The following is a 12327-nucleotide window of genomic DNA, read 5'->3' as shown; positions in this document are numbered from 1 at the left end:
TTTTGTTTAAACTATTTAATCGGCTCTTAGATTTTTATGATCTTTAGAGCTATCGGTTGCCTTAATTGAGGAAGGGGAATCATCACTTGACATCAAACCGGGAGTTGGACCTGAGGCTATTCCTGTCGTCCCTGAAACCTCCCAGAAAGCGGAAGTTTTAACTCCTAACAATGAGAAAATTACTGGAATGGCATACATCACGAAACTGGCGCCCATTATCATAGCGAACATTGTCATCCAGTCCATGTAGGACAGGAACCTTACTGGATACGCTACCCATCTCCTTATCAATCCCTCATAACCTGCCACGCTCATGGTATAACCTAGAAGGAAGGCTCCTATAGTCCACATTATCACACCGCCAGATATCATACCAGATCCAAGACTTGTTAAAGTCGCTCCTCCCATTTTTGATTTAAGCATGTCAAGCACTATCGCTAAGTATCCCACAACTATTATAGTCCATATCATAAGATGAAAGTGACCAACTATATAATACGTGTTGTGAACTATAACGTCAAGCGGATTTATTGGTAGAATTAACGCTTGCAGTCCTGCCAAAATGAAACCTATTAAAGCTATTAAAGCTATAAGACCACTCGGGTCTTTCCAGTTATACGATTTGCCTGTCGCTATGGTTAGTCCTAAATTAAGTACGGTGAGACCGGAGCCTGAAGCTAAAATCAGGGTTGAGGGAGTTATGAAGACCCTTAAAACTACGGGAAGAGGCCAGGTCTGCAAATGGTGCACCCACACTAACATGCTGAACGTGAAAAGGAGAATTATGTTGTATCTAGCCCACTTATCGCTGTAGAGTGGTCTGCCAGAGAACTTTGGTATGTAATAATATAGACCGCCGAAAATAGCAAATGGCGCATAATAGACTACTGGATGACCCCAGAACCAGAACAGGACTACCCAGGTCAAGGGATTTACAGGAACAGAGGCCCAGAAGTACAGAACATACCACAATTCTGCTACCGCTAATGCGATCTCGGTGATGAAGATTAGGGCTCCACCGAAGGCCATACCGTAAGCTGCGAAGATTGGGATCTTGCCTTCCCTAGGTCTAGACTTATATCCATCTGTAAACATAGTTATTGACGCTATGACAGTTCCCAATGCGTTAATAAACATCATGAAATAGGCTAACCCAATCAGTTTAGTTGCTGTTGATGCAGGGAACGAACCGAAAAATATCCAACTGCCTAGTTGTAGAGACAGTGGTGGGTACATATACCAACCAGTGGTTGGACCTCCTATGAACGTTATTATCATCGGTATGTTTATCATAAAGAAAGCTAGGGTGAGCAACTTATACTTGCTCAATGACATGTTACTTTTATACAGCGAGAACGCAAATACGGACAGGGTTATATCCTCAACTATCATCATCATCGCTGCTTGTCCGTGAAACGTTACTAGGAAATAATAAAGAGGGGCTATCGCATATCCAGCAGCCTGATTGACGTGAGGACTCAATAGTATCGTTCTAAACCAGAGCGCAGCTATACCCATAGCGGCTAGCCAAGCTAGCCCTCCTGCAGTATATAACAAAGATATGCCTAATGTGGTTCTAGGACCCCTCACTTACATCACCCATAGAAAACCATACATGTACGAATGCCCTATTCCACAGTACTCAGCGCAGTGAAAAGTGTAATTGCCTGGAGTTGATGGAGCGAAGAAAAACGAATAGCTGTTTATCCCGGGAACTATATTAACGTTCTGCGGACCGTGAGGAAGTCTAATGTAAAATGCGTGAACTACGTTATTACTGTATAGAATCATCTCAACAGGTTGATTAGGCATCACTTTGATGTAAGGGAAACCGTTAACATAGGTGATGACCTGGTTTGAAACAGGTAATGAAATCTGAGTGCCGTTCGATGAATAAACTATTTCAGTCGCGTTTTGGGGAACCCATGCCCATTGTACACCTTCCATGTAAATTATAACTGTTCCGTTGGGTAGTGGCTTGGGAACTCCGCTTTCCAGAGGTAAACCATATCTGTAAGTTGCAGTACTCCCGGTAGCAATCCCAAAAAACGAATAACCAACGAAAGCTACTACGATCAAGAGCATCACGATAAACCAAATCTTCTCCCAATCTCTATGCTCTGACAACTTGGATCAATACATAAGAAATTATAAAAAGTTAAAAAGCTTTTCTCCTTTATTACGATATTAAGATCGTTTTATATATGTAATAAAAATCGTTAGAGAGCGTTTCTCCTCATTAACAGATAGAATACTATCCCCCCAATTACGGCAATTCCAGCTAAGCTGAACCCAAATATATCTTCAAACCCTATGCTTCCTACCGACGCGTACGTCGAAGCTAGATCCACAAACATTTCAGATCTAAAGTGAGAATAACAAAAACAAATAAAAACTTTTCTTTCATTATGACTCTTGTTATTTAATAAAAAACTTAGTCATGAAGTTTATATTTCTAAAATTTATATCTTAAAGTATAAAAAAATTAACTTTGGATGACATAATATGGAGTAGAGATTGAACTTGAGGAGACTATTACTCCCCACATTCCAGCAGCAGCATGACCGCTAATCCCGCATGCGAACCAGTAGATCCCAGCAGGCAATGTGGTCGAAGCAGAAGCGGTTTGGCCACTCGATATGCCTTGATTTAAGTAATTTGACGTAGTGGTGCCAGCTGCCAAAAGTATAGTCCCATCTTGACCCACATCGTCTCCTGGAGTTGCGGTAGTGTTTTGTACTATTAGGAAGTTATGCTCTAAACCTTCTTGATTAGTGAAATACACTAGTACAGTCCAACCTGCAGGGATGTAGAAGTGAAGCTGACCATCACTTGTCCCATTGAAATTGAAGGGTTGACCTGAGCTTGATGCTACCACATATAGGAAAACCGTTTTGTTAGCAGCGTTGTAAGGTAAGGGCTTTGCGTTAGGAGGTATTGATGTAGAAGGTGGAGTAGTGACGTTAGTGGTTGTTGGAGTTGTCACATTAGATGTTGTGACAGTTTCGTTTGATGTAATGGGAGGGAGGGTCTCAGTCACATTACCAACGTTTATAGGAGCTGAAGATCTAACGGCTACGTAGTAAACAGCGACAGCCACTAGAATGATGGCTATCACTATAGCCGCTATCATAGGGGTATCTAACTTAGCCATTGTGGATAAAATGTTTTTAAAATGTTTTTAAATCTTTTCGTCATAACAATAAGTTTAAAGATTTACGAAAGAAACGTTATGTTAACTGTAATTATGAACTTCTCCCCTTTACGGCCAGATAAGTCTCTATCTTTCTGGTCCATCTATTCATATCCCTTAGGTTTACTAGTAGAAGTGCAACTGAAGCCAACGGTAATCCGTAATAAGATAGCGCAAAAAAGATTGGAGAAGCGATAATCCCGAGTATGGAATAAATAGAGCCTGAAGCGATTCCAATCACGTAGAGAACTATTGATGGTAATGACAAACAACAGGAAGTTCCTGAAACTATAGCCAGAGTAGGTATTGCCGTTAGGGTTAGAAGTGATTTTTTAACATCCTTTATCAGTGTTCTTAGCTTTAATAACGTTACTACGTTAGCTCCGAGTAGGAGGGATAAAATGATTCCAACAAATAAGGAGTAAGGAGTGGTATCGCTCTCGAAGGGTCCTATAAAGGTCCAAAATCCAGGGGATGTGGAGACCCAATACAGAAAAAGCGGAGGAGAAGTGGGTACTGCCACGCCAAAGCCGAGCGAAAAGAAAGGGTAGAACAATATCTTTTGTCCTAGACCTTCAGTCAGTATAACGTTATAGAAAATTCCATAAAGAAGCACGTGAAAAAGAAGATAGGTTGACATTGTTAATAGGTAGGGAAGACCTTTCTTTACCTTTACGAACGTTGTGTAATAGAACGAAGTCGGTATTGTCAGACCAACTCCAATCCAAAAGGCAAATGACGAAATGACAGAGAACGGAATGAGAGCCTCAGTCTCGTAGGTAATAACGTAAGTAGTGAAGCTAATCAGATATAGAACAAATGCAACCAAGGTTTTCGGTCCTAACCTCATAAATATGGATTTGGTGAATCGTAAATATTATGTTTTTGTCTTAATTGGAGATTCTTAGCTCAGAGGTAAGACTTCGCCTGCACCTGGTAGTTACAACAATTTAAACTTTAGCTAATTATTTAAATATAAACTTAATTTAATAAATATTCTTTAAACAAATATGTTTGCCCAATCATATATGCTAATTTTTATTTAAGTAAAAACATCCTTTTTTATCGAGAGTGAAAATGAGCAAGGACAAAGATAAAGGCTCCGTTGATCCCAACAGGAGAGCGGTAGTTATAGGTGGAGCTGCAGCTGTAGCCGGCGTAGCCGCGGGCATAGTAATAGGTGGTAATGCCTTCCCTAGGCTTCTAAAGGAGACGGTCATAGAGAAACAGCCCGAGATAGTTACCAAAACGGAAACCGTTACTAAGACAGTTCAGGTTCAGCAAACTTACCAGAAGCAGCTGATAGCAAATTATAACTCTTTAAGTGTGGGAAAGCCAGTGACGACGTCTTACATGGGATACACCATTACTGTAGTAAGGACGGGCGTTAAATCAATAGGTGGTGTAGGTCCTAATGGTGATGTTGTAGCTTTCAGTAACGTTTGTGTCCATATGGGCGGACCAGTTCAGTACGATCCTACAACTAACTGTGGAGTGTGCCCCTATCATTACTCCCAATACGATTTCACTAGAGGAGGGATGCAGGTGATGGGTCATCCAAATCAGTTCCTTCCACAGATAATCTTGGAATACGACAGCAACACCGGTAACATATACGCTTTAGGGTTCAACAGGTTGCTTTACGGGGTATACGATAACATAGCTCAAGCCTCTCCCGAGAGCTCCTAACGGCCTGGAAAATCTGTAGGAGCGATTCTGGGCTAGTTTTAGCTATGAAACGGTCCGAGTTTCTTCACTATGAGATATTTGAAGAAAAAAATAATTTGAAAAGATAAAACTTTTTAATATCTCACATAAGTTTACTCTATATGACTAAAACGATTTACAGGTTGACCTTAGTCTTTCTTGGCTTAGGTCTCACATACATAGGAGAGACCAGGTTTAATGAAGTTATCTCGATTCTTGGTAGTATACTTTTCTGGAGTTCAATACTAGTCATTTCATTTTCAGCTCTTAATAAACCGATACTTGTTTTAAAGTCGAACAGGAGATTAAACTCATTCGTCTTGTTTTTCTCATATTTAATTGTTCACTTATTTGTTTATAGTATAGCTCTAGAGAAGCTATTAACAGACGTGTACGGTCAACTGTTCTCCATAAGTTCTCCATTTTTCACTCTTTCATATACCCAGTTCTACGGTAACGCTCTGCTCGCCTCCGTTTATAACTTAATTTTCAATCCTTCTTTAGTTATTGGCATACCGCCTATCTTCTACATAGAGTTATCACTTTACGCTGTGATCATGGGCTTGATCGTTGCTACCTTGGTATCGTCTACAATACTGAGAGTTAAGAACCTGTTTGGGCTCCTTAAGAGAATGAGGGTAGTCCTCCTGGCTCCCCTCTTAGGAGTGTTAGGAGGAGGGAGTTGCTGCATTTCGTTACCTTTACTAATTAGCGGTGTAGTACCTGAAGCCGGAGTTATCCTATCCTATCCGTTCGGAGATTTTGCTTTGCTCCTGGCATACGTTCTCTTACCTCCCATAACTGCAATAGGATTGTTCTTCCATTTTAGGACTTTAATGCCAAGACCTCCCAAAGAGATGAGGATAAGCCCTAAAACGGGCTCTATAGAAAGGGGAAAAGCTTAATAATTAAGAATAACGTTTCTCACTTTAGGTGAATAAAATGAATAAATTGGGAAAAGCAATCTTAACCTTAATTTTCGCTGGTACTGCAGCAATGATCGTCTTCGATGTTTACAACTTCATGGTAGTGTACGCTCCGATTCACTAACGTATCACTGGACGAAACTCCATAACACCACACTCACGCTATTCATAGCCATTCCTAACGCAGCGTATTCAGGTTGAAGAGTGATACCTAGTATTGGATAAAGAGCCCCGGCAGCTATGGGCACCAAAATAGCGTTATAAGTTAGAGCCCACGCTATGTTCTCCTTTATTTTCCTAACGGTCCTGCCGGTCTGTCCAATTAATGACCTTATTGAGCTGATGTTAGGGACTATTATATCTCCAGCGTATTTAGCTAAATCCGTGCCTGTAGAAACCGCTATGCCTACGTCTGCTGCCTTAATTGCCTGAGCGTCGTTCACTCCGTCCCCCACAAACGCCACGGGTCCAGATTTTTTCAATTCGTTAATTAACTCCACCTTATCTTCAGGACTTAAGCCCTTCCTTAGTTCCACTCCAAGTTCGCGAGATATCCTATCAGCGAAGTTGCTAGAGTCACCAGTGGCTATGATAACCTTATATCTTTCCTTCAGTTCATCAATCAGGTCCTTTACGCCTTCCCTCAACTCATCAGTTAACCAGATATCTGCCGCCACTTTCCATCCAACACATATCGATATGTCCCCTTGAGGTTGCCCCTCACAATTATTCCTTATTAACTCTCGTTTACCTATCAGCACTTCAGACCCATCTACTTTTCCGTAAATCCCTCCATCCAGCTCCGTGTAACTCTCAACCTTATGTTCTCCTTTATACAGCGATGATATGGTCTTACTCACAGGATGATTACTCATGCTTTCTAAGGCTGAAGCTTTTTGAAGTGCACCTGGCAAGTACTCTACATACCTCTCAAGTTTTATGTCGCCCTTAGTTAGTGTACCGGTTTTGTCGAACACAAAAGTTTTCACTTCTTTTAATCTCTCCAAACTCTCTCCGTTTCTTATTACTATACCTTTCTTGAGCAATTTCCTAATACCTACCATTACAGCCATTGGGGTAGCTAGGCCGAAACCGCACGGACAAGCCGAAGCCAGAACGGCTATCGCTATAAGCGTGGAGAAGTACAAAGGTTGATGAAGGGGATAGAACCATATGAGGAAGGTTAGTATAGATAGAGCTATTATTGAAGGGACGAATATCGAGGATATCCTATCGACCAAATTCTGAATAGGGAGTCTAACTACCTCAGCTTCTCTCAACGCTTCTACCACCTGAGATATGTACGTTCTGTCCCCTGCTCTAGTTACGTAGACCTTTAAGTAACCGGTAATCAGGGTGGAACCTCCTATTACAGGATCGCCCCTGACTCTCTTCACCGGCTCAGTTTCACCTGTATAGATGGACTGGTCAACGAAGCCTTCACCGAACTCTACCACTCCGTCTGCAGGTATCAGCTCTCCTGACTTAACTACTACTAAGTCGCCCACTTTAAGGTTCTTAGAGTCCACAACTTCTCCGTTTTCCTTAGTTGCTTTAATCGTTTTCAACTCGATAACTTCGCTGCTGGATCTCTCCTTTATGTAAGCTTCTAACGCTTTTCCCGCTAAGATAAACGTAATTAGAAAGGATGCTGCGTCAAAGAAGTATCCAGAATGAATAAAGAGAAATGAAACGAAGCTGTAAAACCATGCTGTGAGAGAGGATAGCGATACCAGAACGTCCATGTTAGTAGTCCTATTCTTAATTGCCCTGAACGCACCGCGATGAAAAATTGATCCTGAATAGAAGACGACTGGTATAGAAAATATCAGCTGAAGCAACGGGACTTGAATTAAAGTTAAAGGAGAAACAACAGCTGCTATCAAAAGCTTCATCAAGAGCTCCCTAAGGTAACTAGTCCTAGTCACCTTATCAGCGCTCACCTCTGCCAAATATCCATGCTTCTTGAGCTCCTCTACAACCTTATCAGAGGAGGTGGATAACGGGTTTAACTCTACGACAGCTAACCCTGAGGCAGAGTTCACCTTAGCAGATATCACTCCATCTATGTCCTCAAGGATTTCCCTTACCTTATGTCCCTCCTCCTCTCTCATTTTAACGTTTAATATAAGTTTTTGAGTAACTACGTCATATCCAGCTTTCCTTACGGCCTTCACTACATCAGCTAACTTTCCTCCTTCCATCTCGACTATCGCGTTCCCGCTAGCTAAGTTGACCTTAGTGTTCTTAACTCCGTTCACGCCAGAAATAGCTCTTGAGACTGTGACTTCGCAGGTTGCACAATGCATTCCTAGGATCTTGAGCTCCTGTTCCTTCTTGAGCCTCAGGCCTTCCTTAGTGTCCATGTGGCATCCCCTTTGGCCCACCCTTTAGGTAGGCCTCGGGATCCTTTTCAAACGCTGATTTACAATGAGAACTACAAAAGTAATACATCTTACCCTTATACATAGTCTTCAGGTTAGTGGTTTCGTTCACCTCCATTCCACATACCGGATCCATCATTTTACATCAATTTATTAAACGTGCTAAAGTTAAAATATCCATCGTTTACATTTACCATTGTTTCACGGATAAAGATAAAATTGTGTCACATCGATGTTAAAAGTAACGGTGAGAAAGTGACAAACGAAAACGAATTAACGGAATTAGAATACAAAGTTCTGAGTTACCTCAGAGAGGACTCTAGAATGAGCGCAAGCAAGATAGCTAAGGAGCTAGGAGTGAGTAGGACGTCTGTAGCTAAGGCAATCCAATCCCTTCGAGAGAAGGGAGTTAAGTTCACTGTTGAGTACTATGAAAAGGACAAGTTAACCGTGTTCTCGATAAGTGAGAACTGCCCTAATGGTTTCGCGTGCTATAAACTGATCGATGGAAAATATCTCGTGATAATGGAGGCGAGAATGGAACAAATGGTTGACTTGTTGTCTAAACTTAAAAGTTCAAGCTATTACGTGTCAGTTGGTAAAGAGGGATTCACTAAAGTTAAGAGATCTAAGCTGGTGTGCGACTATTGTGGAGGAGAAATCAAAGGTGAACCTATCCTATTGAAAAGAGGGAAAAAGATATACTACACGTGCTGTAAAGCATGTAGCTCTGAAATGGAGAAGAAACTTAATGTAGTAAGCTAACTATCTAGAGAACCTCATTGCTAGGAGGGATAGTGAGGTCACTCCTATCTTGAGCGAGCTCTCATCAACTGTAAACTTTGAGCTGTGATTTGGATACACTATGTTTTCCCTTTCGTTTCTAGTTCCTAGGAAGATAAAGGAGCCCTTAGCCCTCTGGAGGAACCTGGAGAAATCCTCACCTCCTAACACTGGAGGAACGTCTCTTACTTCAACTCCAGGGATCTGAGCTAGAACTTCCTTCACCTCTCTGGTAGTCTCAGGATCGTTTACTGTTACTGGGTATGGATTTTCCTTGAATTCGATCCTGCACTGAGCGCCGTAGGCTTCACATATCCCTTTCACGACGTCTTGAAAGGACCTTATGACTGCCTCCCTAACGTTGTCGTTTAGAGTCCTTATCGTTCCCTCCATCATTGCTCTGTCAGGTATTATGTTATCTTTCGTTCCAGAGTGAACGCTAGTAACAGATAAGACGAAAGGTTCTAATGGGTTGACCTGCCTAGATCTGATACCTTGAATTGCGTTAATGATCAGGGCTGATATGTAAACTGGGTCTATAGTTTCGTGAGGAGCGGATCCGTGTCCGCCTCTCCCAACTATCTCAACCTTAAAAGAGTCTGGTCTGGCCATTAGTGGTCCTTCTCTAGTAGCTAAAACCCCACTAGGGTAACCTGACATGACGTGTAATCCGAACACGTAATCCACTCCGTTCATCACGCCCGCCTCTATCATTGGAAGGGCTCCGCCTCTCCCCCCATCTTCCTCGGCAGGTTGAAAGAGAAGCCTCACCTCTCCAATTTCGTCTAGATGTTTAGTTAATATTGAAGCAACTCCCAATAACATCGCTGTGTGGGCGTCATGTCCACAAGCGTGCATAACCCCAGGAACTTTAGAGGAGAAAGGAAGTCCCGTTTCCTCATTTAAGGGAAGGGCATCCATATCCGCCCTTAGAGCTAACACCCCCTTTCTTTTCCCCCTTATCACTCCCATGACCGCAGTTTTTAGTCCTACGTTCTCATGAACCTCCACTCCTAACCCCCTAAGGAAGTCCGAGACAAGTCCTGCGGTCCTATGTTCTTGATAAGAGAGCTCAGGATAGGCATGGATCGTTCTCCTCAGTTCTATGACCTTTGACTCAATCTTTTTCGCCTCCTCTAAGATCTGATATGGTTCCATAACGAATTTAATATATAGGAGGATAAAAAGGTTCGATTCGACTTCGTTCAAGGGTTCCTCAGTTTCGCTTTAAGCTGAGAAACAGTTTCGTTAAAGAAGAGTCAAGTTTGAATAAAAAGTTCAATTCAATAATTTATTTGTAAACAATGAAGTTCGAACTTCGAACCACAACTACAACTAAAAACTATCATTATCTTATTTATTTTCATGATACAATCTTAGCGTATGAGACAAATAGATGCGTTAAAGTCTCCCAGGTTCTCTCAGATTTCGACCTTTGCAAGATTGCCAACGTGCGGAGATGAGAGGCCAGAGGCTATCTTTATGGGAATACCCTTTGACGATGCGACCACTTATAGGCCAGGAGCCAGATTCGGACCAATGGGGGTGAGAGACGGATCGAGACTCCTGAGGCCATACAATCCCTTTCAGAAAGTCTACCCATTAGATGAGCTAAACGTGTGTGACGGGGGAGACGTAGATGTTATTCCTGGCCATATAGAGGAGACTATGGAGAGGATAGAGGAAACTCTAACTGAGTACATGAAGAGGTCAACACTCTTCCTCGTAGGTGGAGACCATTCAATTACACTTCCGATTCTCAGGACAGTAAAAAGGGTTCATGGTAAAGTGAACCTCATTCACTTCGATTCCCACTATGATTTTTGGGACTCTCATTGGGGGAAGAAGTATGATCACGGTACTTGGCTGAGGAGATCCTTAGAGGAGGGCCTATTGAACAGAGTGATCCAGATAGGGATAAGAGGTTCTCTCTTCTCCCACGAGGACGTAGAGGATGGCAAAAGGCTAGGTATCTCCTCGTTCACCATAAGGGAAGTTAAACTTGACCTAAACAGAGTGATCCAGGAGATCTCGACCTTAAAGGGTCCTACATACATTTCCTTTGACATAGACGTTGTAGATCCAGCGTTCGCTCCAGGAACTGGAACTCCAGAGGTAGGAGGGTTGTCCTCCTTCGAGGCCCTAGAGATCATTAGGTCTTTGAACGTTCAGCTTGTAGGATTTGACGTAGTTGAGATCTCACCTCCCTACGACGTTAGTGAGCTAACCTCCATGCTTGGGGCGAACATAATATATGAAGCCATGAGTTTAAAGGCGAGATTGAAAAATGGAGAGACTAGCTAAGCAAGAAATAAGGGAGAGAATATGGAAGCTTATGGAAGAGAAGGGAATAGCTTCCTTTCCTAGACCTGTCAAAGGAAGGATACCAAATTTCAAGGGGAGCGTTAAAGCGTCTAACAATCTCACTCAGACTAGGGAGTATAAAGAGGCTAAGGTTGTGAAGTCCAACCCAGACGCGCCTCAATCTCCTTTTAGGGAGAGAGCTCTTAGTGACAAGAAGATCCTCTTGGTTCCTACCCCAAGGCTCAAAGGAGAGTTCTTCCTTTTTTCTGAGAAGGCCTGGGGGAACCCTAGAGAGGCTTCCAAGATCGTTAACTTCTCCAGATACGGAGAGAACGTTCGGCTGGATGACATACCGGTAATAGATTTGGTAGTCGTCGGCTCGGTAGCTGTCTCTCCAAGGGGGAACAGGGTCGGAAAGGGTGAAGGCTACAGTGAACTTGAATACGCAATTCTCAGAGAACAGGGAAAAGTTAAGGAAACCACTCCAGTGGCCACAACCGTTCATTCAATCCAGATAGTTCCAGATGTCCCTTCTGAACCTTTTGACGTACCTGTAGACATAATAGCTACCGAAAGTTCCTTAATCAAGACGGATGGATTAGAGAAACCTAAAGGGCTAATTCTAGAGTATCTCACACGTGAAAAGGTGAACGATACACCATATCTAATGGAGTACTTGAGGAGAACTAACAGGTTACACCTAATAACATAAGGTCTCTAGGATTCGTTTACTTGCTGCAGCACGCGATGAGTTGGCCTTCCGTCTATTATAGACTTTCCATATGACGTCGTTTCCTTGAACGCTCGGCTTTTAATGAACTCTCTAAAAGTCTCTAAGTTATCCCATTCGCTGTAAATTAAGTATTCTTGTGGATCTGCAACGTTCTTATATAACTTTGCGTCTCTAAAACCAGGTAACGATTCTTTTAACGTTTTTAGAACTGATAGAAAAGTCTCTTCGAACTCTTTCTCATGGCCTTTCTTCACCTTATAGTAGAAGCCAACGTTTATCATGATTTGTAAAAAAGGA

The 12327-nt window shown here is 42.3% G+C and carries 14 protein-coding genes; 5 read left to right on the top strand and 9 right to left on the bottom strand.

Features of this window, described 5'->3' with window-relative positions:
• Nucleotides 1-15: 15 nt before the first annotated feature.
• The 5 genes from soxB to MCUP_RS07550 all read right to left on the bottom strand — a co-directional run bounded on the left by soxB (nucleotide 16) and on the right by MCUP_RS07550 (nucleotide 4043).
• On the bottom strand, nucleotides 16-1590 hold the full coding sequence (gene soxB, locus MCUP_RS07565; RefSeq protein WP_013738210.1) for a proton pump complex quinol oxidase subunit SoxB: 1575 nt from the start codon (nucleotides 1588-1590) through the stop codon (nucleotides 16-18).
• On the bottom strand, nucleotides 1591-2127 hold the full coding sequence (soxA, locus tag MCUP_RS07560; protein WP_148230921.1) for a proton pump complex quinol oxidase subunit SoxA: 537 nt from the start codon (nucleotides 2125-2127) through the stop codon (nucleotides 1591-1593). It lies immediately after the preceding gene.
• A gap of 92 nt (nucleotides 2128-2219) precedes the next feature.
• The gene (locus MCUP_RS10190) at nucleotides 2220-2351 is read right to left on the bottom strand and encodes a hypothetical protein (protein ID WP_258167319.1); all 132 of its coding nucleotides are present in this window, start codon (nucleotides 2349-2351) and stop codon (nucleotides 2220-2222) included.
• Between the two features lie 134 nt (nucleotides 2352-2485).
• Nucleotides 2486-3154 carry a sulfocyanin-like copper-binding protein gene (locus tag MCUP_RS07555; protein ID WP_048057595.1) on the bottom strand — a complete coding sequence of 223 codons (669 nt, stop codon included), beginning with the start codon at nucleotides 3152-3154 and terminating at the stop codon, nucleotides 2486-2488.
• A gap of 91 nt (nucleotides 3155-3245) precedes the next feature.
• Nucleotides 3246-4043, bottom strand: a complete 798-nt coding sequence (locus MCUP_RS07550; RefSeq protein ID WP_048057594.1) for a hypothetical protein — start codon at nucleotides 4041-4043, stop codon at nucleotides 3246-3248.
• 227 nt (nucleotides 4044-4270) lie between these two features.
• On the opposite strand from MCUP_RS07550, the gene MCUP_RS07545 reads away from it, so the two are divergent.
• Together MCUP_RS07545 and MCUP_RS07540 are read left to right on the top strand one after the other, a co-directional pair.
• Nucleotides 4271-4882 carry an arsenate reductase (azurin) small subunit gene (locus MCUP_RS07545; protein ID WP_013738205.1) on the top strand — a complete coding sequence of 204 codons (612 nt, stop codon included), beginning with the start codon at nucleotides 4271-4273 and terminating at the stop codon, nucleotides 4880-4882.
• 140 nt (nucleotides 4883-5022) lie between these two features.
• Nucleotides 5023-5805, top strand: a complete 783-nt coding sequence (locus MCUP_RS07540) for a hypothetical protein (RefSeq protein WP_013738204.1) — start codon at nucleotides 5023-5025, stop codon at nucleotides 5803-5805.
• Nucleotides 5806-5954: 149 nt separating this feature from the next.
• Here the strand turns inward: MCUP_RS07540 and MCUP_RS07535 are convergent, their stop codons facing one another.
• Complete coding sequence (locus tag MCUP_RS07535; RefSeq protein ID WP_013738203.1) at nucleotides 5955-8192, bottom strand: heavy metal translocating P-type ATPase; 2238 nt, start codon at nucleotides 8190-8192, stop codon at nucleotides 5955-5957.
• Nucleotides 8182-8349 carry a YHS domain-containing protein gene (locus tag MCUP_RS09905; RefSeq protein ID WP_013738202.1) on the bottom strand — a complete coding sequence of 56 codons (168 nt, stop codon included), beginning with the start codon at nucleotides 8347-8349 and terminating at the stop codon, nucleotides 8182-8184. Before MCUP_RS09905 ends, MCUP_RS07535 begins: the two co-directional genes overlap by 11 nt.
• Nucleotides 8350-8465: 116 nt before the next feature.
• Here MCUP_RS09905 and MCUP_RS07530 point away from each other — a divergent pair, with 116 nt between their 5' ends.
• Nucleotides 8466-8975 (top strand): TRASH domain-containing protein, encoded by a 510-nt coding sequence (locus tag MCUP_RS07530; protein ID WP_013738201.1) that lies wholly within the window; start codon nucleotides 8466-8468, stop codon nucleotides 8973-8975.
• Here MCUP_RS07530 and cpsA read toward each other — a convergent pair whose 3' ends face one another.
• Entirely contained in the window at nucleotides 8976-10151 is a 1176-nt protein-coding gene (gene cpsA / locus MCUP_RS07525) for a carboxypeptidase CpsA (protein ID WP_013738200.1), read from the bottom strand. It abuts the gene before it with no gap.
• Between the two features lie 225 nt (nucleotides 10152-10376).
• Between cpsA and speB the strand changes: the two genes are divergently transcribed.
• Complete coding sequence (gene speB, locus MCUP_RS07520) at nucleotides 10377-11297, top strand: agmatinase (RefSeq protein WP_013738199.1); 921 nt, start codon at nucleotides 10377-10379, stop codon at nucleotides 11295-11297.
• The gene (locus MCUP_RS07515; RefSeq protein ID WP_013738198.1) at nucleotides 11281-12009 is read left to right on the top strand and encodes a 5-formyltetrahydrofolate cyclo-ligase; all 729 of its coding nucleotides are present in this window, start codon (nucleotides 11281-11283) and stop codon (nucleotides 12007-12009) included. The genes speB and MCUP_RS07515 overlap by 17 nt, the downstream gene beginning before the upstream one ends.
• Nucleotides 12010-12014: 5 nt before the next feature.
• Here the strand turns inward: MCUP_RS07515 and MCUP_RS07510 are convergent, their stop codons facing one another.
• Entirely contained in the window at nucleotides 12015-12311 is a 297-nt protein-coding gene (locus tag MCUP_RS07510; RefSeq protein WP_013738197.1) for an antibiotic biosynthesis monooxygenase family protein, read from the bottom strand.
• Between the last annotated feature and the right edge of the window lie 16 nt (nucleotides 12312-12327).

It is taken from the genome of Metallosphaera cuprina Ar-4 (assembly GCF_000204925.1).
Taxonomy (GTDB): Archaea; Thermoproteota; Thermoprotei_A; order Sulfolobales; family Sulfolobaceae; genus Metallosphaera; species Metallosphaera cuprina.
The sequence above is the reverse complement of the archived record's forward strand: the minus strand, read 5'-3'. Positions and strand labels throughout refer to the sequence as shown.

Coding starts and splice junctions, on each gene's coding strand:
- speB (WP_013738199.1), top strand. CDS start 10,377: ATGAGACAAATAGATGCGTTAAAGTCTCCCAGGTTCTCTCAGATTTCG.
- MCUP_RS07540 (WP_013738204.1), top strand. CDS start 5,023: ATGACTAAAACGATTTACAGGTTGACCTTAGTCTTTCTTGGCTTAGGT.
- MCUP_RS07545 (WP_013738205.1), top strand. CDS start 4,271: ATGAGCAAGGACAAAGATAAAGGCTCCGTTGATCCCAACAGGAGAGCG.
- MCUP_RS07510 (WP_013738197.1), bottom strand. CDS start 12,311: ATGATAAACGTTGGCTTCTACTATAAGGTGAAGAAAGGCCATGAGAAA.
- MCUP_RS07515 (WP_013738198.1), top strand. CDS start 11,281: ATGGAGAGACTAGCTAAGCAAGAAATAAGGGAGAGAATATGGAAGCTT.
- MCUP_RS07555 (WP_048057595.1), bottom strand. CDS start 3,154: ATGGCTAAGTTAGATACCCCTATGATAGCGGCTATAGTGATAGCCATC.
- cpsA (WP_013738200.1), bottom strand. CDS start 10,151: ATGGAACCATATCAGATCTTAGAGGAGGCGAAAAAGATTGAGTCAAAG.
- MCUP_RS07535 (WP_013738203.1), bottom strand. CDS start 8,192: ATGGACACTAAGGAAGGCCTGAGGCTCAAGAAGGAACAGGAGCTCAAG.
- MCUP_RS07550 (WP_048057594.1), bottom strand. CDS start 4,043: ATGAGGTTAGGACCGAAAACCTTGGTTGCATTTGTTCTATATCTGATT.
- MCUP_RS09905 (WP_013738202.1), bottom strand. CDS start 8,349: ATGATGGATCCGGTATGTGGAATGGAGGTGAACGAAACCACTAACCTG.